Origin of the sequence: Pseudomonas flavocrustae (assembly GCF_029872515.1) — a bacterium.
GTDB classification, from domain to species: Bacteria; Pseudomonadota; Gammaproteobacteria; order Pseudomonadales; family Pseudomonadaceae; genus Chryseomonas; species Chryseomonas aestiva.
The window spans coordinates 488,108-514,671 of the sequence record NZ_JAPDIQ010000003.1; the positions used below are offsets into that span (position 1 = coordinate 488,108).

The following is a 26,564-nucleotide window of genomic DNA, read 5'->3' on the forward strand; positions in this document are numbered from 1 at the left end:
CCATGGCCAGAAAGATCAGCTACCAGCAAGCCATCAACGAAGCCCTGGAACAGGAGATGCGCCGCGACCCCACCGTCTTCCTCATGGGCGAAGACAACGCCGGCGGTGCGGGCGCGCCTGGCGAGCAGGACGCCTGGGGCGGCGTGCTCGGGGTCACCAAGGGCCTCTACCACAAATTTCCCGGGCGGGTGCTGGACACCCCGCTGTCGGAGCTCGGCTACGTCGGCGCGGCGGTGGGCGCCGCCGCCCGCGGCACCCGGCCGGTATGCGAACTGATGTTCGTCGACTTCGCCGGCTGCTGCCTGGACCAGATCCTCAATCAGGCGGCCAAATTCCGCTACATGTTCGGCGGCAAGGCGGTCACCCCGCTGGTGCTGCGGACCATGGTCGGCGCGGGCCTCCGCGCCGCCGCCCAGCATTCGCAGATGCTCACTTCCTGGTGGACCCATATCCCCGGCCTCAAGGTGGTCTGCCCGGCCACCCCCTATGATGCCAAGGGCCTGCTGATCCAGGCCATCCGCGACAATGACCCGGTGATCTTCTGCGAGCACAAGCTGCTCTACGGGATGCAGGGCGAGGTGCCAGAGGAGTCCTACGCCATCCCCTTCGGCGAGGCCAGCTTCCTGCGTGAGGGCGACGACGTCAGCCTCATCACCTACGGCCGCATGGTGCACCTGGCCATGGAGGCCGCCAGCAACCTGGCGCGCCAGGGCGTCTCCTGCGAGGTGCTGGACCTGCGTACCACCAGCCCGCTGGATCGCGACAGCATCCTGGAAAGCGTCGAGAAGACCGGCCGCGCGGTGGTCATCGACGAGGCCAATCCGCGCTGCTCGGTGGCCACCGACATCGCCGCCCTGCTTGCCGAGCACGCCTTCGACGACCTGCGCGCCCCGGTACAGCTGGTCACGGCGCCGCACACCCCGGTGCCCTTCTCCGATGCGCTGGAAGACCTCTATATCCCCGATGCGGCCAAGATCGAGTGCGCCGTACTGAAGATCACCCAAGGGAGGCAGGCCGCATGAGCCAGATCCATACCCTGACCATGCCCAAGTGGGGCCTGTCCATGAGCGAAGGTCGGGTCAACGCCTGGCTCAAGACCGAAGGCGACAGCATCACCAAGGGCGACGAGGTGCTCGATGTCGAGACCGACAAGATCAGCAGCAGCGTCGAGGCGCCCTTCTCCGGCACCCTGCGCCGCTGCCTGGCCCGCGAGGACGAGACCCTTGCGGTAGGCGCCCTGCTGGCCATCGTGGTGGAAGGCGAGGCCAGCGACGAAGAGATCGAGGCGGTGATCGCGCGCTTCCAGGAGGAGTTCGTGCCTGGTGGCGAAGACGCCGCCGATGCCGGTCCCCAGGCCCAGCGCATCGAACTCGACGGCCGGCCGCTGCGCTATCTGGAGCGCGGTGCAGGCGGCCTGCCGCTGGTGCTGATCCACGGCTTTTCCGGCGATCTGGACAACTGGCTGTTCAACCACGAGGCGCTGGCCGCCGGGCGCCGGGTGATCGCCCTGGACCTCCCGGGTCACGGCCAGTCCGGCAAGACGCTCGCCACGGCGGATCTCGCCGAGCTGGGCGCCGCCGTGCTGGCTCTGCTCGACCATCTGGACATCCCCCGCGCCGTGCTCGTCGGCCACTCCATGGGTGGCGCCGTGGCCCTGCAACTGGCGCAGACGGCGCCGCAGCGGGTCGCCGGCCTGGTCCTGATCGGCAGTGCGGGACTGGGCCGGGACATCAATGGCGCCTACCTGGAAGGCTTCGTCGCCGCCACCAGCCGCAACCAGCTCAAGGGACCGGTCAGCCTGCTGTTCAGCGATCCCGGGCTGGTCACCCGGCCACTGCTGGAAGACCTGCTCAAGTACAAGCGCCTGGAAGGGGTGGACCAGGCTCTGAAGCGACTGGCCGGCACACTGTTCCCCAATGGCCAGCAGGCCCAGGTGCTGCGCCAGGCACTCGACGGCGATCTGCCCGCCCTGGTGATCTGGGGCAAGGCCGACGCCATCATTCCGGTCCAGCATGCCGAAGGCCTGCCCAGAACCGTCCAGGTCGAGATCCTGGAGGGCCAGGGCCATATGGTGCAGATGGAGGCCGCGGACCGGGTCAATGCCCTGATCCAGGCCTTCCTGCCCCGCTGCGAACGCTAGAGGAGCCTCACGATGAAAGCAGCCCGTTTCCATGCCGCCCGCGACATCCGGGTGGAAGACGTCCCAGCCCCCGGCGAGCCGGGCCCCACCCAGGTCCTGGTGAAAAACCAGTTCTGTGGCATCTGCGGCACCGACCTGCACGAGTACCTCGGCGGTCCCATCTTCATTCCCACCGCGCCGCACAGCTACACCGGCGGCCAGGTGCCGCAGATCCTCGGCCATGAGTATTCCGGCGTGGTGGAGGCCGTGGGCAGCGAAGTGACGTCGGTGAAACCCGGTGACCGGGTCTCCATCCAGCCCATGGTCTCGCCACGGGACGACTACTACGGTCGTCGCGGCCAGTACCAGCTCAGCGAACAACTGGCCATCATCGGCCTGTCCCATCCCTGGGGCGGCATGGCCGAGTACTCCCTGGTGGAGGACTACAACGCCGTCCCCATGCCGGACGATCTCAGCACCGCGCACGCGGCGCTGATCGAGCCCACCGCGGTGACCGTCTATGCCACTCACCGGGGCGGCGTGAAGCCTGGCGACAGCGTGCTGGTGGCCGGTGCCGGACCCATTGGCCAGCTGCAGGTCATGGCTGCCCGCGCGGCGGGTGCCACGCGGATCTTCCTGGTGGACCTCAACGACAACCGCCTGGAGATGGCCCACCGCCTGGTGGAGGGGCTCATCACCCTGAATCCCGGCAGCACCGATGTGCTGCGCGAGGTGCGTGCCCGCACCGCCGGGGGCGTGGGGGTAGATGTGGCCTTCGAATGCGTGGGCGCCGAGGCACCGCTGGGGCTGTGCCTGGAGGCGGTCCGCCGCCAGGGTGTGGTGGTCCAGGTGGGGATGCAGGGCAAGCCCCCGGCGCTGGATGGCTTCACCCTGACCTACAAGGACGTCGACCTGCGCGGCTCCTGGTGCTACTCGACGCTGATGTGGCCCCAGGTGGCGGCCCTGATCGCCAGCGGCCAACTGCCGGCCGAGAAGGTCGTGACCCGCCACATCGCGCTGGACGACGTGGTGGAACAGGGCTTCGAAGCCTTGCTGGACAAGGCCGGGACCCAGCTGAAGATCCTGATCGAGCTCTAGGGCTTGCCCACGCGGTTGGCGGGGGCCGCCGCGTGGGGCTTTTTGCCTTACTGGAAGCTCGTCGCGGCAAAGCTGGGACGCGCCAGGAGCCGCTGGTGAAAGGCCACCAGCCGCGGGTGCGCGGACCAGTCGATTTCCGGCAGCCGAAAGCTCAGGTAGTCGAGCCCGACCGCTACCAGGTAGTGGCTGAAATCAAGGTCCTCTGCATCCAGGGTGGAAGACTGGTCCAGGCGCGCCAGCAGGCGCCCGATGGCCGCCAGCCGGCGAGCGCCCAGCACCGATTCACCCTGGGCCGCACCGCCCTGCTTGCGGGCGATCACCGTGCCGAAGGCGGCGTCGATCAGGCCCTGGCCCAGGCCGGCCAATTGCAGGCGTTCGGCCGCAAGCGGGTTGCCGCCGCCCAGCTGGTGCAAATGGATGCAGATCAGCAGAGTCTCGCCGAGGGTCACACCCTCATCGGTGATCAGCACCGGCACCTTGTTGGCCGGATTGGCGGCCAACAGCTGCGCGTCCTCGTTCCAGGGGTCGCTCCACACCAGCGCCAGTCGCTCGCCAAAGCCGGCTTCCAAAGCGGTGACGCGCGCGGCGCGAGCATAGGGCGAGGTCTGGTTCAGCAGCAGTTGCATGGCGGACTCCGGGACACGGGCGGGTAATAGCAGCGCCCGCCAGTGTAGCCGTTGGCGTACGCCTTCAGTGCGACCGGGTTACCGTAAGGACCACGGCGGCGATACGATCGGTATGGGCATAGACGCCGCTCTCCAGCTCCTCGCCGAAGACATCCGGATCCACCTCGCGATAGCGCCAGGCCACGTCCTGGCCATCCAGGCGGGTGCGGACTTCTTCGAGGAATGGATCACGGCCATCGACCATGGCAACGCCGGTATAGAGCAGCAGGGTACCGCCCGGCGCCAGGCGCTGCAGCGCCGTGTCCAGGATGGCCAGGGACAGACCGGCCCCCAGGGGACCGCCACCATGGCGATAGGCACGCTCGCCGGGATCGACCAGATAGGGCGGATTGGACAGGATGAAATCGAAGTCGCCCACCACATCGTTCAGTAGGTTGCTATAGCACGCGCTGACATTGTCGGCCCCGGCCAGCTCGGCGTTGGTCCGGGTCAGGGCCAGGGCGCGCTCGTTGATGTCCACCGCCAGCACCTCGGCATCGGGCCGCGCCAGGGCGACCAGGATGGCGCCGGGACCGGCACCGCTGCCGATGTCCACGGCGCGGCGGATGTCACCGGTCTCGAAGCGCAGCTGGGCTTCCAGGGCATTGGCATAGCGATAGGTGTCGGGGCCAAAGAACACCGCATCGGCGTCCTCGGTGGGATAGGCGGAATGCACGAACAACTGGTCGCCCAGGCTCGACACCCGCACCCGGCTGCGCCAGCCACTCGGCACCGCGGTCAGCAGCTCGGCGGCCGCCAGTATGGCGACCAGAGAACCGGGCAGCAGCTCGGGGGAAAACGGCCGGCTCCAGCCGAAGATGCCCTGCAGATCCCGCGCCCAGGCGTTGCCTGGCCGGGCATTGACCCGCGCGTGGGAGGCCGGGGTGGGCGTGATGAAGTGATAGTCCGCTGCGCGCAGCGTTTCGATCAGCAGTTTCAGGGCAGCGGCCGCGGCAGGGCTGGTCGCGGTGCGTTCGGGATGTTCCATGGCCGTCACGGGTGGTTCCTTCAATGACAGTCGAAATGAAAAAGGACCCTCGCGGGTCCTTGAATAGGGGTCAGTCCAACAGGGAGACGAACAGCCGCGTCGCCAGCAGGCCGGCACGGCTGTGATGGCGCGCCGGTGACAGCTGCTCCACCAGCAGCGCCATGGCGGCCGCGCGACTGGGCTGGCTCGCCAGCCGCTGCTCCAGCGCGACCTCATCACGATCGAAGTCGCTCGCCTGGGCCTTGCTGGCATTGGCCGCCGTACCCTGCTCGGCTTCCAGCGCCGGACACAGGCGCTCCTGCTGACGCTGGCGAGCGCGAAAGCTCACCTCGCGCCGCGGCAACACCGCCACCCGCTCGGTGGCAGCCGGGTTCCGGGCCCCACTGTGCACGAAGTCACCGGCGATCCAGTCATGGATCAACTGCTGCTCGTAGGCGGTGAAGACGCCAAACATCTCGGCACGCTCGCCCTGGATCAGCCGCCAGAAGCGGCTGTTGACCGGGTCCTCGTGACGCTTGATCCAGCCCTGCTCCTGCATCACCCGGAGGAAGTCGGGAATCTGCGCCGGAGCGCATAGCCAGTCGCTGACGCTGCGGCCACCGATGCGGCAATAGTCCGAATGTACATAGCGGCCAACCGTGCTCTTCTCCGCCAGCACCTCGATCACCGCCTGCTCCAGATCGAAGCTGCCGATCACCGAGGTGGTACCAGCGCCCAGTTCATTGAGCAGGTAGCCCTGCACCACGCGCTGGTAGAAGGCGGCGCGGCCCTCGGCCGGCATGGCGTCGTGCACCGCCTGCAGCGCCTTGCGCGCATGACCGGTGCCGGCATTGTCGACCGTTACATGCAGCGTGAAGTAATAGGGGTCGATACCCAGCTCGTTGAGCTCGTAAGAGGTGATCAACAGGTGCAACGGCAACTGCTCGTAACCCAGATTGAAGCCGAGCACCTCGGGCAGGTAGTGATCGGCGTTATGGGCCAGGGCCAGCTGAATCGCGCCCTGGACATAGTGCTCGTCGCTCAGCTGCAAGAAATCTTCGCAGCCGTGACTGGCCAGCAGCTTGCGATAGAGCACCACATGGTTCTTGTCCGGCTGGCCGTCGCCCAGTTCTTCCAGATAGATCTGGATGGCCGCCCGATAGCGCAGGTCATCCCAGTGGGCGAGCGTGCCATAGAGCCAGGCGCCATCCACCAGCTTGGTAGGCGCCACGCCACGCAGGAAGTACAGCGCATGGGCCTTGCTGCCGAAGTAGCGGCGCGGCGCACCAGCCTTGCGGGCCGCCAGGTAGTCCTGGTACCGGGCGCCGACCCGGGCGTTGTTCTCCAGCACCCAGGCTTCCAGGCCCTCGGGGTCTTCCGGCAGGTCGGCGGTCATGCCAGATACCGCCTGCAGCTGGTCGTCGAGAAAGCGTCGAGCCCTTTCCTGCGTCCTGACGCCCGGCTGCTCCACCAGCAATTCCTGATAGAGCGATCGGGCCGGTTGCAGGTTGAGCGGGTTCGAGGCGGCGTACTGGCCGGTAACGGCTCTTGTCGTGGTCTGCATGAAGGGCACATCTGGCAGCTGATGAATACCTCGTTCGGCCCGCGGAAAAGGCCTTGGTTCCTGGCCGAGCCCGCGCCGGAACGGTGCCGCTCCGCTTGCGGCCGTCAAAGGCAGTACCTGGCGACCGCTGCCATTCGTCGGCAGCCGCTCCGCGCCACTGCGCCTGTCGCCGGTCCGCGCCAGGCGACGGGTGACCTGATGAAGGGCCTCATTTTCCAGGCTGGCGGGCCGATAGCCTGAAAACCCACGCGACTGCCAGGCCCTGCCCATGTCTCCTGCCGATTCCGATGTCGATCTGCGCGCCCTCCTCGATTCGATCCAGGAATTCATCATCGCCAAGGATGGCCGCGGGCGCTGGTTATTCGTCAATCGCATCGTGCTCGAGGCCTACGCCATGCTCGGCTTCGACTACGTGGGCATCACCGATGCCGAATTGATCGAGCTGTTTCCGGATCATGCCCAGGCCTTCGCCTATAACATCGAGACCGACGAGCGCGCCTGGCGCAATGGTGTGGCCACGCAGATCGAGAAGTCCTTCATGGGGCCGGATGGACGCATCAATACCTGGGAAGTGATCAAGACGCCTCACTTCGATGCCCAGGGCGGACGCCAGCTGCTGACCATCGTCAGTCGCAATGTCACCGAGCGCAAACTGGCGGAGACCGCCCTGCAGGACAGCGAAAGACGCTTCAAGTCCCTGGCCTACCTGGATGCCCTGACCGGCATCCCCAATCGACGCAGCATCCTCGACCAGATCGTCGGTCACCTGGCGGTCGCCTCCCCCCAGGCGGAGTGCGCCCTGTTCTACCTCGACCTGGACAGGTTCAAGGCGATCAACGACGAATTCGGCCACGAGGTGGGAGATCGGCTGCTGGTGGCCTTCGTCACCCGGGTCAGCGCCTGCCTGCGCCCGGACGATCTGCTCGGGCGGATCGGTGGAGACGAATTCATCGTCTTCCTGCGCGACACCTCCGCCACCACCGCCCTGGCACTGGCCGAGCGCCTCTGCCTGGCCCTGCAGGAGCCCTGGACGCTGCAGGACATCCGCCTGGCGACCACCTCCTCAATCGGCATCGCCCACGGCACCGCCGGCAGCCTCAACGTCCACGAACTGATCCGCCGCGCCGATGGCGCCCTGTACCAGGCCAAGCGCGCCGGGCGGGCCCGGGTGGTGCTGGCGGACGGCTAGAGCCGCTCCGTCGGCTGGGCGCGGATCATGATCTCGCGCTGGCGAAAGGCCTTTTCCAGACGGTGCCGATAGCCTTCCCACCAGGCTCGATCCAGGGCCTCGGTCATGACCTCGTAGACCAGCAGCTCGTCGTCCTCGACGCACTGCGCCTCGTCCTGGCACAGGCCCTCCACCGGGGCCCGGCTGAAGGCGGTCAGCCCGCCGAAGCGCGCGACCAGTTCCTCGCGCACCTCCTGGAACAGCGCCCCGGACAGGCGCTGGCCGTCATTGTCGTTCAGGGGTAGCAGCAACTGGACGAGGTACATGGCCATCTCTCCTGGAGTAGTGGGCTGCAGACCCACTGGGCCCCCAGGCGGGTTCCCGTCCATTGATCCCCTGCCCGCATGCCAGAAATGCAAAGGCCCTGCCGAGGAGCGCTCGGCAGGGCCTTTCACCACCGTTCAGTCGGATCAGACCGAGAAGCGGCCGACCAGGCGATTCATGTCCACCGCCAGGCGCGAGACCTCATGGGCGGCGGCGGCGGTCTGGTGCGCCCCGGCCGAGGTCTGGATCGACAGGTCGCGGATGCTGACCAGATTCTGGTCCACCGACCGGGCGACCTGGGCCTGCTCTTCCGAGGCCGTGGCGATGAGGAAATTGCGCTCGTTGATCTCGGTGATGGAGCGGGCGATCTCCTCCAGGGCCGCGCCCGCTTCGTTGGCGATCTTCAAGGTGGCGGTAGCCTCGTCGCGGCTGCGTTGCATGGCCTGGACAGCGCCTTCCGAACCACTCTGGATGCCGCCGATCATCTGCTCGATCTCGCGGGTGGATTCCTGGGTCCGGTGGGCCAGGGCCCGCACCTCGTCGGCGACCACGGCGAAGCCACGGCCCTGCTCGCCAGCCCGGGCGGCCTCGATGGCGGCGTTCAGCGCCAGCAGGTTGGTCTGCTCGGCGATGCCGCGGATCACGTCGACCACGGTGGCGATGCCTTGCGCCTGCCCGGCCAGGGCGACGATCTGCTCGCTGGTATGGGACACGGTGCCGGTCAGCGACTGGATGGCGTTGACGGTCTCGGTGACGCGAGCCGCGCCCAGACCGGTCGAGCGCTCCGACTGTTGCGCGGACGTCGAGGCCGAGGCGGCGTTGCGCGCCACCTCCTCGACGGCGGCGGTCATCTCGTTGACCGCGGTAGCCGCCTGCTCCACTTCGCTGTTCTGCCGTTGCAGCCCACGGCTGCCCTCTTCGGTCACGGCGTTCATCTCTTCGGCGGCGGAAGCCAGCTGCGTCGAGGCTTCGCCGATGTGGCTGACGGTGTCGCGCAGGGTCTGCTGCATCTGCACCGTGGCGCGCATCAGGTCGGCCATCTCGTCGCGGCCGTCGGCCTGGGCCGCGACCCGCAGATCACCCTCGGCAATGCGGCGGTTGACGGCCAGCACCTGGCGCAGCGGCTGCAGGATGCTGCGGGTATAGAGCGTGGCCAGCACCACGGTGAGCACCACGGCCACGGCGGAAATGATCCCGAGTAGCCAGAGGTTATGGCTGTAGGTCTGGGTCGCCAGTTCGCCGGCCTGCTTGGCGCCGCGCTGGTTGAAGTCCGCCAGGGCCACGATCTTCTCTTGCAGGTCGTTGGTCAGCGGCCGGATGTTGGCATTGACGTAGGCGGTCCCTTCGCTGGCCGGACGGGTCCGGGCGAGGGTGACGATCTCGTCGAGGCGCGCATCGTAGGCCTTGGCGCCGGCGGACACGGCATCGGCCAACCGCTGCTCCTCAGGTGAAGCCACCAGGGCCTGGTAGGCCGCCACCTCCTGCTGCAGATGGCCGCGCGCCTGGGCGATGGTCGCCGCGGCGGTCTGCTTCATCTGCTCGTCTTCAGAGGCCACCATGCGCAGGGTTTCCAGACGCAGCCTGAGCACGAGGGAGTCTATCTTCGCCGTCTGGGCGATGCTGGCCATCCAGTTGGTCTCGACATCCTGCTCGGCTTTGTACAGCGCGTTGAGGCCCACGGCCGAGGTGGCCGCCAGCACCAGCAGCAACAGGGTAACGGCGGCAAAGCACACGGCCGAGCGGGCCGACAATTTCAGGGTACGCATGGCGCGACTCCAGGCAGGAAAGGCATGTTCACCCCTTCTGGTCGGCGCTACCGTCACTGGCTGAATAGCCACCCATCGGCGATCGACGGCGCACCCACCAGGAGCTGCAGGCTAGAGCCGACGCGGGCTCCAGGACGATGCAGCAAGCTGACGAGCAGCCGCCGCCCTGGCCAATTGCCATGCGCAGTCGGGCTAGAATGAGCCTTTTCCTCAATCGAAATCCCCATGCCGCCGACGAAGCTTCGCCCTGCGCGTCTGGTCCCCTTGCGCAATCGCCTGCTGGCCATCGCCTTCGCCGGAATCGTGCCCCTGGCGCTGGTGGCCGGCCTGGGGCTCTGGCTGCTCGTCCAACACCAGCAGCACGAAGCCGAACAGCGAGCCCTGGAGTCCAGCCGCCAGGCGGCCACCACCATCGAAAGCGAATTGCGCCGCTCGGTGACCATTCTCCAGGCATTGGCCGAGTCGCCCCTGTTGCGGACGGGTGACCTGAGCGATTTCGACACCCTGGTCGGGCGCATCCTGCCGCTGGTGCCAGGTTGGCGAACGGTGCTGCTCGCCACGCCGGAGGGCGAGGTCGTCCGGCGGATATCGAGCGTCAACCGGCCCGCAGGCGGTCCTCTCGCCGAACCGGACAGCTTTGCCGAGGTGCTCGCCCAGCGCCGGCCGGTGATCGGGCAACTGGGCCGCGGACCCGCCGGGCTGCTGGCCTTTCCGATCCGGGTCCCGGTGCTGCGCGAAGGTCGGCTGAATTTCGTGCTGACCGCGGTGATGACACCGGAGAGCATCCGCGCGGCGCGCATGGCCCGCGCCCTGCCCAAGGACTGGGTGGGCTCGGTATTCGATCGCCATGGCCTGCGCGTCGCCCGTACCAGCCTGCACGAGGAGAGCCTGGGCGAGCCGGCCCTGCCAGCTCTGGCCGAGATCCTGGCCCAGCCCGGCGAAGAAGGCGTCGGTACCGCCCGTACCCGGGAAGGTCACGAGGTCTATACGGCCTTCGTGCGCCTGCCCGATTCCGGCTGGACCGTGACCACGGCGATCCCCACCGAAGAGGTGGCCGCAGCCGCCAATCGCTCCTTCGCGCTCTATGGCGGCGGCCTGGTGCTGTCGGTGGTCTTCGCCTGGGCGATGGCCCTGCTGCTGTCGCGGCGGATCAGCCGGCCGGTGCAGGCACTGCAAGAGGCCGCCCAGGCGCTGGGGCAGCGCCTGCCGCCGGTGCTGCCCGACAGCGACGTGCTGGAGATCCGCCAGGTGGGCGAAGCGCTGCTGACCGCGGCCGAAGCCCGCCGGCTGATCGAAGAGGAACGCGACGACTACCTGCGCAACCTGCAACTGAGCCAGGAGCAGCTGCAACTGCAGGTCGCCGATCTGGAGGTCCTGCAGCGGCTCAATCATCGTCTGCTGCAGTTGCCCTCGCTGCCGCAGCAATTGCAGGAGATCCTCGCGGTCCTCTGTCGCTTCCACCAGACGTCCCTGGGCTGCGTCTCGCTACTGGAAGACGACAAGCCGCCGCAGCTGTATTTCGCGGCCGGTTTCTCGGCGGAAGATCAGGCGCAGCTGGCCACCCTGCCGCTGGCGGAAAGCGCCTGTGCCGCCGCGCTGCGCAGCGATGCCCGGGTGGTGGTGCCGGCGCTGGCGGCCGCACCCGAGTTCGCCGCCCTGGCCGCCCTGGGCCAGCGCCTGGGCTTCGCCGCCCTGCATGCCGTGCCCCTGCGCAGTACCCTGCACGGCACGCTCGGCGCCATCACCGTCCACCTGCCGGAAGCCCGGGAACCCACGCCGCGCCAGCAGCGCCTGGCCGACCTGTGCGCCTCCAAGGCGGTGCTGGTGATCGACCGCGCCCGCATCCAGGAGGCCGCCCTGCGTTCGCAACGCCGGTTGCGGGTGGCCCTGGAAAGCTCCCAGGTCTCCTTCGGCATCGCCGTGCCCGCTGCCGCGGGTGCCTTCAACTGGGACTATCTCAACCCCATCGGCGCCACCACCCTGGACCTCGACGGCAGCGCTGCGAACGCCCGCCTGCCCTGGGCCAGTGCGCGGATCCTGCAGCTCTGTGCGGAGCACCAGGCCGGTGAGGCGGCCTGGTCCGTGGAAGTGCAAGGTGCCGATGCCAGCGGCGCCAGTTGCTGGCTGCAGATCAGCGCCACGCCCTTCGACGGCAACGTGGCGGTCTGGTTTCTCGACATCAGCGAGCGCAAGCGCCAGGAGCAACAGCTGCACGACAACGACCGGCAAAAGGACGAATTCCTCGCCGTGCTGGCCCATGAATTGCGCAATCCGCTGGCCCCCATTCGCCAGGCGGCGGCGCTGATCGCCGCGCCCCAGGCCTCGGCCGAACAGCAGCGGCGCAGTTGCCAGACCATCGAGCGACAGGTGGAACGCATGGGCGCCCTGCTCAACGATCTGCTGGACATCTCGCGCATCACCTTTGGCCGCATCACCCTGCACAACGCCGTCGTCACCCTGCAGACGGTACTCCAGGCCGCCGCCGAGGCGACCCTGGCGCCCATGCAGGAGAAGCGCCAGACCTTCGCGCTGCACTTGCCTGAGGCGCCCCTCTGGCTGCATGCCGATCCGCTGCGCCTGGAGCAGATCTTCATCAATCTGCTGGGCAACGCCGCCCGTTACACCCAGGCAGGAGGCCGGATCACCCTCGCCGTGCAGGCGAGCGAGACCGAGGTGCGGGTAGACATCGCCGACAACGGCATCGGCATCGCCCCCGAGCGCCTGGCGGACCTGTTCCAGATGTTCGGCCAGCTCGATCCGCGCCTTACCGAGCGCTCGCCCGGGCTGGGCATCGGCCTGGCCCTTTCCCGCGAACTGGCGCGGTTGCAGGGTGGCGACATCACCGTGACCAGCGCCGGCCTGGGTCAGGGCAGCCGCTTCACCGTGAGCCTGCCGCTGACGGTGGCGCCACCCACCAGCGCGCTGGAGACCGTGGCCGCCGCCTCGGCAGCGTCCGCCACTCGCCGGATCCTGGTCGCCGACGACAACCCCGACATCGCCGACACCATCGCCGAACTCCTCGAGCTGGATGGCCACGAAGTGCGGGTCGCCTACGATGGCCAGCAAGCCCTGACACTGTTCCAGAGCTATGGCCCCGAGATCGTCATCTCCGACATCGGCATGCCCGGCCTGACCGGTCACCAGCTGGCCCGGGCGATCCGCGCGACCCCGGCCGGCCAGGGGGTCAGGCTGATCGCCATGACCGGCTGGGGCCAGCCCCAGGACCAGGCCGAGGCCCTGGCGGCCGGCTTCGATCATCACCTGACCAAGCCGGCCGACATGCGGACCCTCTACGCCCTGGTGGGCGCCTAGGCGTTGACCCGGCGCGAACCGGCCAGCCGCGTCAGCCCATAGAGCGCCACACCCACCAGCAGCATCAGCCCGGCGCGCCACCAGGTCGCGGCGCCCTGCTGGGCCAGCAGCAGCGCACAGGAGCCCAGGGCCAGTACCGGAAAGAGCCAGTGGACGCGGAAATGCGCATGCTCGACCCGGTCGCGCTTGAGCACCAGCACCGCCAGGTTGGTGCTGATGAACACCACCAGGAGCAGTAGCACCACGGTTTCGGCCAGCACATCCAGGGTACTGGTATAGGTCAGGGCGATGGCCACCGCGGTGGTGGCGAGGATGGCGATCCCGGGGGTCTGTCGCCGTGGCAGCACCCGGCCGAGCACCGGCGGCAGCAGGCCCTGGCGGGCCATGCCATAGGCCAGGCGGCTGGCCATGATCATGGTCAGCAGTGCGCCGTTGGCCACGGCGATGAGGGCGATGACGGCGAACACCCGGGTCGGCACCCCCAGGCCCGAGGCACCGAGCACGTCCATCAGCGGTGCGCCCGACGCCTTGAGCTGGTCGACCGGCAGCACCAGGGCGGCGCCGGCGCCCACCAGCATGTAAACGATGCCGGCGATGACCAGAGCGCCAAACAGCGCTCGCGGATAGACGCGGCTGACGTCACGCACTTCCTCCGCCAGATTGGCCGAGGTCTCGAAGCCGACGAAGGAATAGAAGGCCAGCAGCGAGGCACCGAGGATGGCCACGGTGGCCGAGGGCGCATCCACTTCCAGTAGCCGCGCCGGCTCGCCCTGTCCCTGGACGACGAACCAGGCCGCCGCCGCGACGACGATCACCAGGCCTGACAGCTCGATCAGGGTCATCACCAGATTGACCGACAGCGATTCCCTGATGCCCCGGGCGTTGAGCAGGCCGATGAGCACTAGGAAGGCCAGGCAGACCCAACTGGCGGGCCAGGGCACCAGTGCCTGTAGATAGCCACCGGCAAAGGCCACCGCCAACCCTGCGGCACTGGTAACCCCGGCGGCCAGCATCGAGAAGCCCACCAGGAAGGACAGCCAGGGCCGCCCGAAGGCTCTCTCGGCGAACACCGCCGCGCCCCCCGCCCTGGGGTACTTGGTGACCAGCTCGGCATAGGACGCCGCGGTCAGGAGGGCGAACAGCAAGGCAACTAGCAAGGGCGCCCAGATGGCGCCGCCAACCCGCCCGGCGATGGTACCCGCCAAGGCATAGACACCCGCACCCAGGACGTCGCCGAGGATGAAGAACAGCAGCATGGGCAGGGTGATGGCGCGTTTGAGCGTCGCGGTTGCAGGGGAGGATTCCATGGTCATGCTCGAAGTGCTCCTGCGCGGTCCGTTCGGGAAGGATTCTGGCGATCCCAAGGGCCGCCGCTTGCTTTCGTAGAGGTCGCCGACGGCAAGCGGGTTCCGAGGTGCCATCGCTCCTCCCCTGGCGCAAGGGGTCGTTTCCTCAGCGCCACCCAACAGCCGCGTGCCAGCCGCTGCCGTCGGCCGCCTCCCCTGCCCCGCTCTATCCCGGCGACCTCTACGCCCTGGCCGCTTCGCTTGGTCGCAGCCGCAATACGGGCAGTAGCCGGGCCGTTCCTTCCGCCCAGCCTGCCGATCAGCGGCAAGGCCTATCCTGCGTCGCACGAGGCCGCCACACTCTGCCGCTTTCGTGGTCGAACGATGCTCAGACCCCTTTTTCCCGAGGATCCCCTGCAAGATGAGTGAGGCACCCCTGGCAACGCTGACGCGCGAGGAACTCGAAGCCGAAGTCCTGCGTTTGCGCGCCGCCCTGCGGTCCACCGAGGACCGCGCCGTGGCCCCGACCGGCGCCATCCGCCGGCCCAGCAAGGCACGCAGCCGCGCCGTGCTGGAGAGCACCACCCAGTTCGCCATCGTGGTCTGCGACTCCGAGGGGCTCATTACCGACTGGAATCCCGGTGCCGAGCAGGTCATGGGCTGGACCGCCCAGGAAATGATCGGCCAGGATGCCTCGCGTTTCTTCACCCCGGAGGACCGTGCCAACCGTCGTGCCGAGTACGAGATGGCCAAGGCCCTGCGCGACGGCAGCGCCATCGACGAGCGCCGGCACCTGCGCCAGGACGGGCAGCGCTTCTGGGCTTCCGGCGAGATGATGGCGCTGAACGATGACGACGACGAGCCCCTCGGCTTCGTCAAGATCCTGCGTGACCGCACCGAAGAACACCTGGCGGGCCTTGCGCTCAAGGAAACCCAGGAACGCTATCGCCTGGTCGCCGAAGCCACCAACGATGCCATCTGGGACTGGGACTTCGCCTCCGGGGCGGTGCTCTGGAACGAGGCGCTGCACACGGCCTATGGTCACACCCCCACCGCGGTCGAATCGACCAGCGACTGGTGGCTGGACCGGATCCACCCGGACGATCGCACCCGTATCGCGGCCTCCATCCACGCGGTGATCGACGGCGACGGCCTGGTCTGGACCGATGAATACCGCTTCCAGCGCGCTGATGGCTCCTATGCGCTGGTGTTCGACCGCGGTCGGGTGATCCGCGACAGCTACGGTCGCCCGCTGCGGATGATCGGCGCCCTGCTGGACATGAGCCAGCTGCAGACGGCCGAGACCGCCCTGCGCAAGAGCGAGGAACGCTTTCGCGCCATCATCGAGACCATCGGTTCGGCCTTCGCCATCGTCCAGGTCAAGTTCGACGCCGACGACAAGCCCATCGACTATCGCTTCCTGGAAGCCAACCCGGCCTTCGAACGCCAGGCCGGGGTCAACCTGCGTGGCAAGTGGGTGACCGAATTCGCCCCCAACCTGGAGCAGTTCTGGTTCGATACCTATGGCCACGTGGCCAAGACCGGCGAGCCGGCGACCTTCGAGAACTACGCCAACACCTTCGAACGCTGGTTCGATGTCCGCGCCGTACGGGTGGGCGATCCCGACGAGCGCCAGATCGCCATCCTCTTCAGCGACGTGACCGAGCGGCGCAACGCCGAGGAACGGCTGCGCATCAGCGAGGCCCTGGCGCGGGAAAACATCGAGCGGGTACAGCTGGCGTTGTCCGCCGGCGCCATCATCGGCACCTGGCACTGGGACCTGCCCACCGACCGCTTTACCGTGGACGAAGCCTTCGCCACGGTCTTCGGTCTCGATCCGCGCCTGGGTCGCGAAGGTCTGAGCCTGGCCCAGGTGGTGACCAACGTCCATCCCGACGACAAGGGCGGTCTCGCCCACGCCATCGACGGGGTAATCGCCCAGAGCGGTCCCTTCGCCCACCAGTACCGGGTACGGCGCGCCGACGGCAACTACTACTGGATCGAGGCCAATGGCCGGGTCGATCACGCTGCCGACGGCACCCCGCTGCGTTTTCCCGGGGTGCTCATCGACGTCGAGGAGCGGCGGGCGATCGAAGCCGAACGGGACAAGGCGCTGGCCGCCTTGCGTACCCTCAACGAGACCCTGGAAATCCGGGTGGCCGAACGCTCGGCCGAACTGATGCAGGCCGAGGAAAAGCTGCGTCAGTCGCAGAAGATGGAAGCGGTCGGCCAGCTCACCGGCGGTCTCGCCCACGATTTCAACAACCTGCTGGCGGGTATCTCCGGTGCCCTGGAACTGATGGAGACGCGCATCGCCCAGGGGCGGTTGCGCGAACTCGATCGCTATCTGATCGCCGCCCAGGGCGCGGCCAAGCGCGCCGCCGCCCTCACCCACCGGCTGCTGGCCTTTTCCCGGCGCCAGACCCTGGCGCCGCGGCCGGTGGACGTCAACCAGCTGATCGATGGCCTCACCGAACTCATCCAGCGCACCGTGGGTCCTGGCATCCAGGTGGAGACCGTCGGCGCCGCGGGCCTCTGGCCGGCCCTGGTGGACCCCAGCCAGCTGGAGAATTCACTGCTCAATCTGTGCATCAATGCCCGCGACGCCATGCCCGAGGGCGGTCGCATCACCATCGAGACCGCCAACCGCTGGATGGATCGCGAGAGCGCCCGCGCCCAGGATCTACCGGAAGGTCAGTACCTGTCGCTGTGCGTGACGGATACCGGGGTGGGCATCGCGCCGGAGGTCGCGGCCCGGGTGTTCGAGCCCTTCTTCACCACCAAGCCCATCGGCCAGGGCACCGGTCTGGGCCTGTCGATGATCTATGGCTTCGCGCGCCAGTCCGGCGGCCAGGTACGGCTCTACTCCGAGATCAACCAGGGCACCACGCTGTGCATCTATCTGCCGCGCTACCTGGGCGAGGCGCCGACCGACGAAGGCCTGACCGCGCGCCGGGAGGTGGCCGGCAGCACCCAGGGCGAAACGGTGCTCATCGTCGACGACGAACCGACGGTGCGGATGCTGGTCGTGGATATCCTCGAAGACCTCGGTTATGCGGTGATCGAAGCGGCCGACAGCCTCACCGGCCTGAAGATCCTGCAATCGGACGTGTCGCTCGACCTGCTGATCACCGACGTCGGCCTGCCCGGCGGCATGAACGGTCGGCAGATGGCTGAAGCGGGGCGCCAGTCGCGTCCGGGCCTGAAGACGCTGTTCATCACCGGCTATGCCGAGAATGCCGCCATCGGCAACGGGCATCTGGACCCGGGCATGGAAATCCTCACCAAGCCCTTTGCCATGGACACCCTGGCGGCCCGGGTACGCGAGATGCTAGGCGTCTAGCATGCCGCCCTAGAAGCTGGCGCCGATTTTCAGCGCCACGGTATAGCCCTCGGCCCGGTTGCGCGTCTCGAATTCCTTGTAGGCGTGCAGCCAGATGGCCGGCAATCCCGAGGAGGGATCGAAGAAGCTGAGCGCCGGCCCCAGCGCCAGCGTCCGGGCACGGTTGCCGCGGGTCAGGCCGGGAGCGTCGTCGTCGCTGAGCTGGCGGTAGTAGTAGCCGCCCAGCCCCGCGGTCCAGGGGCCGAAATGCTGGCCGACGGCGAATTCGTGGCGATACTCCACCCCGCTGCGATAGTCGGTGGCCGCGTTGCGCGCATTGATGTCGACCTGGAAGCTGGACGACAGCTCCAGTCCGCTCGGGCTGATGTAGCTGGCGTTGAGGATCGGCGAGACCGTCCAGTGGTTGGTCCCGGGGCTGACCAGCCGATTCTTGTCGTAGTCGCCGGTCGGCGCCTGGATCGACAGCTGGGTGTTGATGCCGACGCCGGGCGCCGGCTCCCAGGCGAGGATCAGCGGAATCAGCTGCAGGTCGGCGGGACGGAATAGCTCGGCGCTGTCGCTGAACACCCGCTGCCCACCGGCGTTGATGCCGAGATCGGCGTCCATGCGAAAGAACACCGAGACCGCACCGAAACCGTAGCGCGCACCGAACAGCTGCTGGTCGGTCATGCGCAGGTAGGCCAGGCCGATGGCCAGGACATTGATGTTGAAATCGTTGCCATCGTCCTTGCCATGGCTGTCCTTGATCACCCGTGCCTGGTAGTCGCTGAAGCGCATGCCGAAGGTGCCGACGGGCGTCGACGGCGGCATGAAGCCGGCGCCGAAGTCCTGCACCCCGGCCGCGGTGGTCGGCATGCCCTTTTCGGTGGCATGGGTGGTGGCGGCCAGTGCGGCGAGCGACAGGACGGCGGCGCGGGTCAGCATTCCGGGCAAAGACGGCATGGCGGGATTCCTCCGGGGCATTCGAGCGGGCGAGCGAGGCCTCACCGGGTGCGTGAGCGCCCGGTCTTGGCATAGGGATCAGGGGAGGATCAGTCCGGCGCGGCGGCGACCTGTTGCGCGATCTGCGCCTTGCGGTTGACGCCGAGCTTCTCGTAGATGCGCCTCAGGTGATGGCGGACCGTGGCCGGCGCCATGCCCAGGTTGCGGGCGACTTCCTTGTAGGTCTGGCCGAGGGCGAAGCACTGGGCCACTTCCAGTTCACGGGCGCTGAGGCGCTCCGCCGAACTGCGCCGGCGCGCCTTGAGCAGCAGCAGATCGCCCAGCGGCTGGGCATCGAGCTGCAGGGTGCGGCCCTGGTAGGTGCCCTGGGGATCACAGGCGGGCGGCAGGCGATTGCCGTGCCAGCCCTCCCATTCCCCCGCCAGCAGGGCGGCGAAGCCGGGCTCCATGGACAGCAGCACGCCATAGCGATCGCACACCGCCAGGGCCGTTTCGTCGAAGCTGCCCTGGCTGTCTCTCAGGGTCGCCAGGGTGCGCAGGCAACTCTCGCGCTCGGCATGCAGCAGGTGGGGCATCAGCCATTCCACCAGCTGGCATTCCAGCGCGGTGAAAGGCGTGGCGGGATCTTCGCGGAACAGCGTGAGGTGCACGCCCAGGCGGGTCTGGTCGTCGGTGAGCACGATGCGCAGGCCATGGGCCAGGCCATACCGCTGCCCCAGGGCGGCCAGGGCCGGCGCGGCCGTCTGGTCCCGGCAATCGAACAGCTGACAGCGGCCCTGCTCCTGATGCAGGTCGCCCAGGGCGCGGTCGTCGGCCTTGAGGGCATCCCATTCCCGGGTATAGCTGCGCGGCAGCCCCAGCAGGAAGGTGCTGTGCGCCACGGGGGCGCCGTCGCGCCAGGCGGAATTTCCCCACCAGGCCTTGTCGAAGGCGACCAGGCACTGCAGCTGCTCCAGGGCCTGGGCATGGAATTCGGTGATGGCCCCGCCACGCAGGCGGGCTTGCAGCGCCAGGACGACCTGGCTGAAGCGAGCGACCACCGCGCTGGGCACGCTGCAGGAAACGACGGCTGACTGATCCATGCTACCCCCATTGTTTTGATTGTCTTTGGGTAGGATGCCGGCCCCCTGACGGGGCCTGGCTTGGGTCCGAGTCTACCGTACCGCTGCGGCGCGCCTATCGTTCAGATGCAGGATAGGCCGCCCTCACCCGCGCGTCCGCGCAACGGCCGCGCGCGAACCGGGGTCCAATGCCCGCCGCCATCGTTCATCTGATCGATAGACCCACCCGAGCGCTCCGGCGAGGCTGGCGGCGACCCGGCGTCCATCCTGGCGCCCGGGACCACAGGAGAAGCCCCATGCCCGACGTCTTCGCGCGCCTCACTCCCGAGGTTGCCGGCCTGCTGGCGCAGCTGGCCGCCCACCCGCAGCCGCCGCTGGACAGCCTCACCCCGGAGCAGGCGCGCGCCGCCTATGTGCAGCTGAATCACGCCCTCGGCCTGCCGCCGGCAGCGGTGACGCGGGTGGACGAGTTCAACGCGCCCGGTCCGCTCGGTCCCATCCCGCTGCGCCTGTACCGCCCCTATGCGGAAGACGATCGACCCCGCCCGCTGGTGGTCTATCTGCACGGCGGTGGCTGGGTGATCGGCGACCTGGACAGCCATGACTCGCTCTGTCGCCAGATCGCCCTGGGTACCGGCCATGCGGTGCTGGCGGTGCACTATGCCCTCGCCCCCGAGCATCCGGCCCCGGCGAGCCCCGACGATGTGCTGGCCGCCCTGCACTGGCTGGCCGAGGCCGGCAGCGCCTTGCACCTCGATCTCGACCGCGTCGCCGTAGCCGGCGACAGCGCTGGCGGCGGCCTGGCGGCCATGGCCGCGCTGCACCTGCGCGAGGGACCGCTCAGGCTCAAGGCCCAGGTGCTGATCTATCCCGGCGTCGACAACACCCCCGAAGCCTGGAATCACCCCTCGCGTATCGAGAATGCCGAGGTCCCGCCGCTGACCCGACCGATGATGGATTACTTCTCCGGGATGTATCTGCGCGACGTGGACACACGCGACCCCCGCGTGTCGCCGCTCTATGCCCCTTCCCACGCCGACCTGCCGCCGGCGCTGATCTTCGGCGCCGAATGCGACGCCCTGCGCGACGATGCGCGCCTCTATGCCCAGGCGCTGATCGGTGCCGGCAACGCCGTGGAGTACCACGAGCTGCCGGGCATGATCCACGGCTTCATCGAGATGCTCGGGGTGCTGCCAGGTGTGCGCTGGACGCTGGAGCGGATGAACGCCTTCCTGCGCGAGCAGCTGCAGCAGGAGGCCTGAGTCCGCCGCCGCGGGTCAGATCCGGCCGAACCAGTGCAGCACCAGGCGGTAGAGGTGCTGCGGCCAGCGCGACCACCAGCCGCCCTGCTCCACCGCCTCCAGGGCCACCAGCGGGCGGGTCTGCAGAATGCGGTCACCCTCCAGCAGCTCCAGGCGGCCGACCACGGCGCCCTGGGCGATGGGCGCCACCAGTGGCTCGTCCAGCACCAGACGGCGCTCGGGCGGTTGCTGACCCTTGGGGCGGGTCAGCACTACGTCCTGGGTCACGCCCACCGGCAACGTCGACTGCGCACCTTCCCAGACCGCCGGGGTGCCCAGGGCAACGCCGGCCTTGTCGAAGGTCAGGTTGTCGAAGAAGCGGTAGCCATAGGTCAGCAGCTTCTGGGTGTCCGCCGCGCGGTTGTTGATGGAGTTGGAACCGAACACCGCGGTGATCAGCCGGCGTCCGTCGCGCAACGCCGAGGTCACCATGCAGTAGCCGGCCGCCTCGGTATGCCCGGTCTTGAGGCCGTCCACGGTGTGATCGCGCCAGAGCAGCAGATTGCGATTGGGTTGGCGGATACCGTTCCAGGTGAAGTACTTCCTGGCATAGAGCTCATAGTAGGCCGACTCGTCCTGGATGATGGCGCGAGCCAGCAGCGCCATGTCGTAGGGCGAGGAGAAGTGCTCGGGATCGGGCAGTCCGGTGGGATTCATGAAGTGGCTGTCGTGCAGCCCGAGGCGCTGGGCCGTGGCGTTCATCAGGCTGGCGAAGCTCTCGTTGCTGCCGGCGATGTGCTCGGCCAGGGCCACGCTGGCGTCGTTGCCCGAATCGATGACGATGCCCTGCAGCAGATCGTGCACCGCCACCGGGGTGCGCGGATCGAGAAACATCCGCGAGCCCTCGGTGCGCCAGGCGTGCTCGCTGACGGTGACCTTGTCGTCGGCCTTGAGCTGGCCGGCCTGGATGTCACGGGTCGCCACATAGACGGTCATCAGCTTGGTCAGGCTGGCCGGCGGCAGGTGCTCGTGGGAACCCTCCTCGGCGATCACCTGGCCGGTGGTGGCATCCATCAGCACCCAGGCCTTGGCCGAGAGCTGGGGCGGCGAGGGAATGAGCACATTGGCGGCGGGCGCAGCGGCGGGTGCAGCCTCGACCTGGCCGAGCCAGGCGAGACCCAGGGCGGCGAGACCGAGGCAGAGCAAGGGGTGTTTCACGAGCGGCAGATCCGGTATGGCAGTGGGGCCCGCCATCCTGGGAGAGCCCTGCCCCGGTCTCAAATGAAGGAAAGTGAAGAAAAATTTAGGAAGCCGCGCCTCAGCCGGCGCTGGTGATGACCACCCGGGCGCCCAGCGGCTCGGCCGTCTCGATGTTCAGGCTGAAACCATGCAGGCGGACGATGGCCGCCACCAGGGACAGGCCCAGACCGTAGCCGGGCTGCTGGCGACTGGCATCGCCGCGATAGAGCCGCCGCAGCACACTCTCGCGCTCGGCTTCGGGAATGCCGGGGCCGTCGTCGATCACCTCGATGCGCACCGCCAGGCCGACGCCGCGCGCCACCAGCCGCACCCGTCCCCCCGCGGGGGCGAACTTGAGGGCGTTGTCGAGCAGATTGACCAGCGCCTCGAACAGCAACTCGGCGTCGCCCTGCACCTCCGGCAACGCCTCACCCAGTTCCAGGCTCAGGGTCTGGGCCTTTTCCTGGGCCAGGGGCTCGTAGAAGTCATGGGCCTGGCGCAGCAGCGCGGCCAGGTCCAGGGGCGCGAAGGCCATGCGCCGTCGGGTGTCCTCCAGCTCGGAGATGCGCAGCAGGCCCTGGAAGCGCGACATGATGGCCTCGGTCTCGGCGAGCGCCTCGCCAAGGCTATCGGCCTGGGGTTCGGCCAGCGGCAGCTGCTGCAGCTGATGCAGGCGCGCCCGCAGCCGCGTCAGCGGGGTGCGCAGGTCATGGGCGATGCCGTCGCAGACCCCCTTCACCTCGTGCATCGAGCGCTCCAGCTGCGCCAGGGTGGTGTTGACCGCGTCGGCCAGCATGTCCAGCTCGTCGTGCCGCGGCGACAGCGGCAGCCGTTCTTCCAGGTGACCGGCGACGATCCGCTCCAGGCTGCGCTGCAGCCGTTCCACCCGTCGCAGCGGTCGTCGCCGCAGCAGGTGCCAGCCGACCAGCCCGGGAATCAGGGTCAGCGACAGTCCCCAGAACAGCGCCTGGCCGATGATGCCGCCCACCGCCGAAATGGAACCGCCATCGCGGGCCAGCACCAGGATGCGGCCGTCCGCGCGGCGCTGCAGAAAGGCGTGGCTGCTGCGGGTCTCGTCCAGGGCGTCGGTGGTCCTGAGGCCGCGCTGCAGGTAGTGCACCCGACCGTCGTCCGGCAGGTTGCGCAGCAGTTTGACCAGGTTGCCGGCGACATAGCGGCCATCGGCCTCGAACAGGCCGTAGGCGTCGATGCCGGGCATGGAATAGACCTCGCTGGCCTGCAACTCCCCCAGCAGGTCGGCGTCGGCCACCTTGCCGTAGTAGTGCGCCCGCTGCAGCAGGGTGCGCTCCGCCACGGCGCCCAGGTAGCCTGAGATCTGCCAGTAGAGCACCCCGGTGAAGACCGCACCCCAGGCCACGAAGAGCAGCGCATAGAGCGCCAGCAGACGGCTGCTGCCCGAGCGCCAGCGCCTAGTCCGGGACGACGAGGACATAGCCGGCTCCACGGACGGTATGCACCAGCGGCCGCCCCGCTCGCTCGATCTTGCGTCTGAGCCGCCCCATGTGCACGTCGATGATGTTGGTGCCCGGATCGAAGTGATAGCCCCAGACCTGCTCGAAGAGCATGGTGCGGGTCACCAGTTGCCCGGTGTTGCGCATCAGGTAGGTGAGGATCTTGAATTCGGTGGGCAGCAGGGCGATGGCCTCGCCGGCACGGGTCAGGGTGTTGTCGATCAGGTCCAGGGTCAGCTCCCCCACCCGCAACTGGTGGCTGGCGGACTGGGCGGCCGGCCGCCTGAGCAGCGCCTCCAGGCGGGCCATCATCTCCACCAGGGAAAAGGGCTTGGTCAGGTAGTCGTCTCCGCCGCATCTCAGGCCGCGAACGCGCTCGTCGACATCGGACAGGGCGCTGAGCATCAGCACCGGGGTGGCGATGCCGAGGCCGCGCAGGGTGCTGACGATGGTCAGGCCATCGAAGTCCGGCAGCATGCGGTCGAGGGTGATGATGTCGTGGCCGCCGGCGATGGCCGCGGCCAGGCCGTCGCGGCCGGTGCGTTCCCAGCGTACCTGATAGTCTTGCGCCTGCAATTCGCTGGCGATGGCGTGGGCGGTCACCTCGTCGTCTTCGATGACCAAAGCCTGGGTCATGATGGCCTCTGGATCTGGCGCCCGGTCTGGCGGACCGGACACCCTAGGGAAAACGCCCAGGCCGGTAAATTAAATTTTTCTTCATTCGGACTAACGCGCTTCCGCCCTGCCCGCGGTCTATCGTCGGTCTTTTCACCCTGGAGGCCTCACCATGTTTCGACGTCTGCCCACCCTCGCCCTTGGCGCCCTGCTGCTGGCGTCCACGCCGCTGCTGGCCGCGCAACCCGTCACCACCCTCACGGTGCTGAGCTCGGGCGGCATCATGGGCGCCATCCGCGAAGTCGCCCCGGCCTATGAAAAGGCCACCGGCGTGAAACTGGACATCGCCGCCGCGCCGTCCATGGGCGACACGCCCCAGGCCATCCCCCAGCGCCTGGCCCGCAACGAGCCGGCCGACGTGGTGCTGATGGTGGGTTCGGCGCTGGACAAGCTGGTCGCCAACGGCCAGGCGCTCAAGGACAGCCGCGTCGACCTGGGCCAGTCGTTCATCGCCCTGGCGGTGCGCAAGGGCGCGCCCAAGCCGGACATCTCCACCATGGACGCCTTCAAGCAGAGCCTGGAGAACGCCCAGTCGGTGGCCTATTCCGACAGCGCCAGCGGCGTCTACCTGTCGCACATCCTGTTCCCACGCATGCAGCTGAGCGATGCCTTCAAGGCCAAGGCGCGCATGATCCCCGCCGAGCCGGTGGGCGAAGTCGTCGCCCGCGGTGACGCACAGCTGGGCTTCCAGCAACTGAGCGAGTTGAAGCCGGTGCAGGGCATCGACATTGTCGGCCTGATCCCCGACCAGGCGCAGAAGATGACCCTCTATTCCGGCGCCGTGGTCAGCAAGAGCACGCACCCGGATGCGGCCCGCGCCCTGCTGCAGTACCTGGCCTCGAAGGACGCCGCCAAGGCCATCCAAGACAGCGGTCTCAAGCCCATCCCCGCCCAGCAATAAGGGCCAGGCCGCCGGCGTCAGACGAAGAAGGAAATGGCGCCGGTGGCCAGCGCGAGTACGGTGATGACCAGGGAGGTCAGTACCGCCCATTTGACCGTGGCCTTCTGGAAATCGCCGATGTCGCGGTCGACCATGCCCACCAGCAGCAGCGTCGAGGCCACCAGCGGACTCATCAGGTGCACCGGCTGGCCCAGCACCGAGGCGCGGGCGATCTCCACCGGGTCGATCCCATAGGCCGCGGCGGCATTGGCCAGGATGGGCACCACGCCGAAGTAGTAGGCATCGTTGGACAGCACGAAGGTCAGCGGCATGCTGGTGATGGCCACCACCAGCGGGAACCAGTGGCCCCAGGCCGGCGGAATCCAGTCGACCAGGGTCTGTGCCAGGGCATCGACCATCTTGGTGCCGGAAAAGATGCCGGCGAAGATGCCCGCGGCGAACACCAGCAGCACCACGGTCATGGCGTTGCCGGAATGCGCCAGGATGCGCTCCTTCTGCAACTCCAGCTGCGGGTAGTTGATCATCAGCGCCAGCACGAAGCCGATCATGAACAGGATGGCCGCGTGCATCACGCCCATGACCAGGGCGGTCATCACCGCGATCACCAGCACCAGATTGACGTAGGCCAGGCGGGGGCGCTTGTTCGGCGAGTCACCGAGTATCTCCTCGATATAGCACTTGCCGCCCGCCGCCCCGCCGCTTTCCAGGGCGACGTTGCCGATCCGCGCGCGCTCGCGGCGACCGAGCAGGAAGGCGGTGAAGACCACCCAGGCCGCCCCGCCGATCACCGTGGGCAGCATGGGAATGAAGTAGGCGGTGGCGTCCAGCCCCAGCGCGGCGATGGCGCGGGTGGCCGGGCCGCCCCAGGGACTCATGCCGCTCATGATGCTCAGCGAAAGCATGGAGACGGTCGCCAGCACCATGGGATTCATGCCGATGCGCTTGTACAGCGGCAGCATGGCGGCGCAGGTGATCATGTAGGTGGTGGTGCCGTCGCCGTCCAGGGCCACCAGCAGCGAGAGCAGCGCGGTGCCGATGGCGATCTTCACCGGGTCACCGTTGACGCGCTTGAGGATCTTGCGGATCAGCGGATCGAACAGTCCGGCATCGATCATCAGGCCGAAAAAGAGGATGGCGAACAGCAGCAGCGCCGCCGAGGGCGCCACCATCTTCAGGCCGTCGAGCATCATCTTGCCGGTGGTCGGGGCGAAGCCACCGATGAGGGCGAAGACGATGGGCACCACGGTGAGCGCCACGATGGGCGACAGACGTTTGCTCATGATCAGGTAGGTGAAGGTCACCACCATGATCAGACCGAGAAGCGCGAGCATAGGCATATCCCTTGTTCTTGTTGTGGGTCTGGCCAGACGCGGGCCAGCCGATCCCCGCCTCCGGCCAGCTGACGGCGCGGAGGTGGGAGT

At 68.1% G+C, this 26,564-nt stretch carries 20 protein-coding genes; 8 read left to right on the forward strand and 12 right to left on the reverse strand.

The window, feature by feature from the left end; all coding sequences use genetic code 11:
- The first annotated feature begins 2 nt into the window (after positions 1–2).
- The 3 genes from OMP44_RS10205 to OMP44_RS10215 are packed head-to-tail and all read left to right on the forward strand — an operon-like array spanning position 3 to position 3,217.
- Entirely contained in the window at positions 3–1,022 is a 1,020-nt protein-coding gene (locus OMP44_RS10205) for an alpha-ketoacid dehydrogenase subunit beta (RefSeq protein WP_187979445.1), read from the forward strand.
- Entirely contained in the window at positions 1,019–2,140 is a 1,122-nt protein-coding gene (locus OMP44_RS10210; protein WP_280307625.1) for an acetoin dehydrogenase dihydrolipoyllysine-residue acetyltransferase subunit, read from the forward strand. Before OMP44_RS10205 ends, OMP44_RS10210 begins: the two co-directional genes overlap by 4 nt.
- Positions 2,141–2,152: 12 nt before the next feature.
- Complete coding sequence (locus OMP44_RS10215; protein WP_280307626.1) at positions 2,153–3,217, forward strand: 2,3-butanediol dehydrogenase; 1,065 nt, start codon at positions 2,153–2,155, stop codon at positions 3,215–3,217.
- A gap of 47 nt (positions 3,218–3,264) precedes the next feature.
- Here the strand turns inward: OMP44_RS10215 and OMP44_RS10220 are convergent, their stop codons facing one another.
- From OMP44_RS10220 to OMP44_RS10230, 3 genes are all read right to left on the reverse strand, one after another.
- A complete protein-coding gene (locus OMP44_RS10220) occupies positions 3,265–3,843 on the reverse strand; it encodes a glutathione S-transferase family protein (protein ID WP_280307627.1) in 579 nt (192 codons plus the stop codon).
- Between the two features lie 64 nt (positions 3,844–3,907).
- Positions 3,908–4,870, reverse strand: a complete 963-nt coding sequence (locus OMP44_RS10225) for a methyltransferase (RefSeq protein ID WP_280307742.1) — start codon at positions 4,868–4,870, stop codon at positions 3,908–3,910.
- 70 nt (positions 4,871–4,940) lie between these two features.
- Entirely contained in the window at positions 4,941–6,413 is a 1,473-nt protein-coding gene (locus OMP44_RS10230; protein WP_280307628.1) for an iron-containing redox enzyme family protein, read from the reverse strand.
- Between the two features lie 268 nt (positions 6,414–6,681).
- Between OMP44_RS10230 and OMP44_RS10235 the strand changes: the two genes are divergently transcribed.
- A complete protein-coding gene (locus tag OMP44_RS10235; protein WP_280307629.1) occupies positions 6,682–7,602 on the forward strand; it encodes a sensor domain-containing diguanylate cyclase in 921 nt (306 codons plus the stop codon).
- Here the strand turns inward: OMP44_RS10235 and OMP44_RS10240 are convergent.
- Positions 7,599–7,907 (reverse strand): hypothetical protein, encoded by a 309-nt coding sequence (locus tag OMP44_RS10240; protein WP_280307630.1) that lies wholly within the window; start codon positions 7,905–7,907, stop codon positions 7,599–7,601. The genes OMP44_RS10235 and OMP44_RS10240 overlap by 4 nt on opposite strands.
- Positions 7,908–8,051: 144 nt before the next feature.
- Entirely contained in the window at positions 8,052–9,671 is a 1,620-nt protein-coding gene (locus tag OMP44_RS10245; RefSeq protein ID WP_280307631.1) for a methyl-accepting chemotaxis protein, read from the reverse strand.
- A 225-nt stretch (positions 9,672–9,896) separates the two neighbouring features.
- Between OMP44_RS10245 and OMP44_RS10250 the strand changes: the two genes are divergently transcribed.
- On the forward strand, positions 9,897–12,983 hold the full coding sequence (locus OMP44_RS10250) for an ATP-binding protein (RefSeq protein WP_280307633.1): 3,087 nt from the start codon (positions 9,897–9,899) through the stop codon (positions 12,981–12,983).
- Here the strand turns inward: OMP44_RS10250 and OMP44_RS10255 are convergent.
- A complete protein-coding gene (locus OMP44_RS10255) occupies positions 12,980–14,296 on the reverse strand; it encodes an APC family permease (RefSeq protein ID WP_431312630.1) in 1,317 nt (438 codons plus the stop codon). The genes OMP44_RS10250 and OMP44_RS10255 overlap by 4 nt on opposite strands.
- 394 nt (positions 14,297–14,690) lie before the next feature.
- Between OMP44_RS10255 and OMP44_RS10260 the strand changes: the two genes are divergently transcribed.
- Positions 14,691–17,612 (forward strand): PAS domain-containing hybrid sensor histidine kinase/response regulator, encoded by a 2,922-nt coding sequence (locus OMP44_RS10260; RefSeq protein WP_280307635.1) that lies wholly within the window; start codon positions 14,691–14,693, stop codon positions 17,610–17,612.
- Positions 17,613–17,621: 9 nt separating this feature from the next.
- On the opposite strand, the gene OMP44_RS10265 is transcribed toward OMP44_RS10260, so the two are convergent.
- Together OMP44_RS10265 and OMP44_RS10270 are read right to left on the reverse strand one after the other, a co-directional pair.
- Complete coding sequence (locus tag OMP44_RS10265; RefSeq protein WP_187981364.1) at positions 17,622–18,536, reverse strand: SphA family protein; 915 nt, start codon at positions 18,534–18,536, stop codon at positions 17,622–17,624.
- A 107-nt stretch (positions 18,537–18,643) separates the two neighbouring features.
- Positions 18,644–19,636 carry a helix-turn-helix transcriptional regulator gene (locus tag OMP44_RS10270; protein WP_280307636.1) on the reverse strand — a complete coding sequence of 331 codons (993 nt, stop codon included), beginning with the start codon at positions 19,634–19,636 and terminating at the stop codon, positions 18,644–18,646.
- Between the two features lie 275 nt (positions 19,637–19,911).
- On the opposite strand from OMP44_RS10270, the gene OMP44_RS10275 reads away from it, so the two are divergent.
- Positions 19,912–20,877 (forward strand): alpha/beta hydrolase, encoded by a 966-nt coding sequence (locus tag OMP44_RS10275; RefSeq protein ID WP_280307637.1) that lies wholly within the window; start codon positions 19,912–19,914, stop codon positions 20,875–20,877.
- Between the two features lie 15 nt (positions 20,878–20,892).
- Here the strand turns inward: OMP44_RS10275 and OMP44_RS10280 are convergent, their stop codons facing one another.
- The 3 genes from OMP44_RS10280 to OMP44_RS10290 all read right to left on the reverse strand — a co-directional run bounded on the left by OMP44_RS10280 (position 20,893) and on the right by OMP44_RS10290 (position 24,203).
- Positions 20,893–22,062, reverse strand: coding sequence for a D-alanyl-D-alanine carboxypeptidase family protein (locus tag OMP44_RS10280; protein WP_280307746.1), 1,170 nt, complete (start codon positions 22,060–22,062; stop codon positions 20,893–20,895).
- A 112-nt stretch (positions 22,063–22,174) separates the two neighbouring features.
- Positions 22,175–23,548, reverse strand: a complete 1,374-nt coding sequence (locus OMP44_RS10285) for a sensor histidine kinase (RefSeq protein WP_280307639.1) — start codon at positions 23,546–23,548, stop codon at positions 22,175–22,177.
- A complete protein-coding gene (locus tag OMP44_RS10290; RefSeq protein WP_187979457.1) occupies positions 23,526–24,203 on the reverse strand; it encodes a response regulator transcription factor in 678 nt (225 codons plus the stop codon). The genes OMP44_RS10285 and OMP44_RS10290 overlap by 23 nt, the downstream gene beginning before the upstream one ends.
- A gap of 151 nt (positions 24,204–24,354) precedes the next feature.
- Here OMP44_RS10290 and OMP44_RS10295 point away from each other — a divergent pair, with 151 nt between their 5' ends.
- Positions 24,355–25,143, forward strand: a complete 789-nt coding sequence (locus OMP44_RS10295; protein WP_133860754.1) for a substrate-binding domain-containing protein — start codon at positions 24,355–24,357, stop codon at positions 25,141–25,143.
- Between the two features lie 17 nt (positions 25,144–25,160).
- Here the strand turns inward: OMP44_RS10295 and OMP44_RS10300 are convergent, their stop codons facing one another.
- Positions 25,161–26,474 carry a CitMHS family transporter gene (locus tag OMP44_RS10300; RefSeq protein ID WP_133860755.1) on the reverse strand — a complete coding sequence of 438 codons (1,314 nt, stop codon included), beginning with the start codon at positions 26,472–26,474 and terminating at the stop codon, positions 25,161–25,163.
- Positions 26,475–26,564 lie beyond the last annotated feature (90 nt).

Bases quoted from the DNA above. Each gene is read 5' to 3' on its own strand.
- OMP44_RS10215 (WP_280307626.1), top strand. From the start codon at position 2,153: ATGAAAGCAGCCCGTTTCCATGCCGCCCGCGACATCCGGGTGGAAGAC.
- OMP44_RS10255 (WP_431312630.1), bottom strand. From the start codon at position 14,296: ATGACCATGGAATCCTCCCCTGCAACCGCGACGCTCAAACGCGCCATC.
- OMP44_RS10250 (WP_280307633.1), top strand. From the start codon at position 9,897: ATGCCGCCGACGAAGCTTCGCCCTGCGCGTCTGGTCCCCTTGCGCAAT.
- OMP44_RS10205 (WP_187979445.1), top strand. From the start codon at position 3: ATGGCCAGAAAGATCAGCTACCAGCAAGCCATCAACGAAGCCCTGGAA.
- OMP44_RS10230 (WP_280307628.1), bottom strand. From the start codon at position 6,413: ATGCAGACCACGACAAGAGCCGTTACCGGCCAGTACGCCGCCTCGAAC.
- OMP44_RS10295 (WP_133860754.1), top strand. From the start codon at position 24,355: ATGTTTCGACGTCTGCCCACCCTCGCCCTTGGCGCCCTGCTGCTGGCG.
- OMP44_RS10260 (WP_280307635.1), top strand. From the start codon at position 14,691: ATGAGTGAGGCACCCCTGGCAACGCTGACGCGCGAGGAACTCGAAGCC.
- OMP44_RS10245 (WP_280307631.1), bottom strand. From the start codon at position 9,671: ATGCGTACCCTGAAATTGTCGGCCCGCTCGGCCGTGTGCTTTGCCGCC.
- OMP44_RS10265 (WP_187981364.1), bottom strand. From the start codon at position 18,536: ATGCTGACCCGCGCCGCCGTCCTGTCGCTCGCCGCACTGGCCGCCACC.
- OMP44_RS10270 (WP_280307636.1), bottom strand. From the start codon at position 19,636: ATGGATCAGTCAGCCGTCGTTTCCTGCAGCGTGCCCAGCGCGGTGGTC.
- OMP44_RS10210 (WP_280307625.1), top strand. From the start codon at position 1,019: ATGAGCCAGATCCATACCCTGACCATGCCCAAGTGGGGCCTGTCCATG.
- OMP44_RS10285 (WP_280307639.1), bottom strand. From the start codon at position 23,548: ATGTCCTCGTCGTCCCGGACTAGGCGCTGGCGCTCGGGCAGCAGCCGT.
- OMP44_RS10220 (WP_280307627.1), bottom strand. From the start codon at position 3,843: ATGCAACTGCTGCTGAACCAGACCTCGCCCTATGCTCGCGCCGCGCGC.
- OMP44_RS10235 (WP_280307629.1), top strand. From the start codon at position 6,682: ATGTCTCCTGCCGATTCCGATGTCGATCTGCGCGCCCTCCTCGATTCG.
- OMP44_RS10275 (WP_280307637.1), top strand. From the start codon at position 19,912: ATGCCCGACGTCTTCGCGCGCCTCACTCCCGAGGTTGCCGGCCTGCTG.
- OMP44_RS10300 (WP_133860755.1), bottom strand. From the start codon at position 26,474: ATGCTCGCGCTTCTCGGTCTGATCATGGTGGTGACCTTCACCTACCTG.
- OMP44_RS10240 (WP_280307630.1), bottom strand. From the start codon at position 7,907: ATGTACCTCGTCCAGTTGCTGCTACCCCTGAACGACAATGACGGCCAG.
- OMP44_RS10290 (WP_187979457.1), bottom strand. From the start codon at position 24,203: ATGACCCAGGCTTTGGTCATCGAAGACGACGAGGTGACCGCCCACGCC.
- OMP44_RS10225 (WP_280307742.1), bottom strand. From the start codon at position 4,870: ATGGAACATCCCGAACGCACCGCGACCAGCCCTGCCGCGGCCGCTGCC.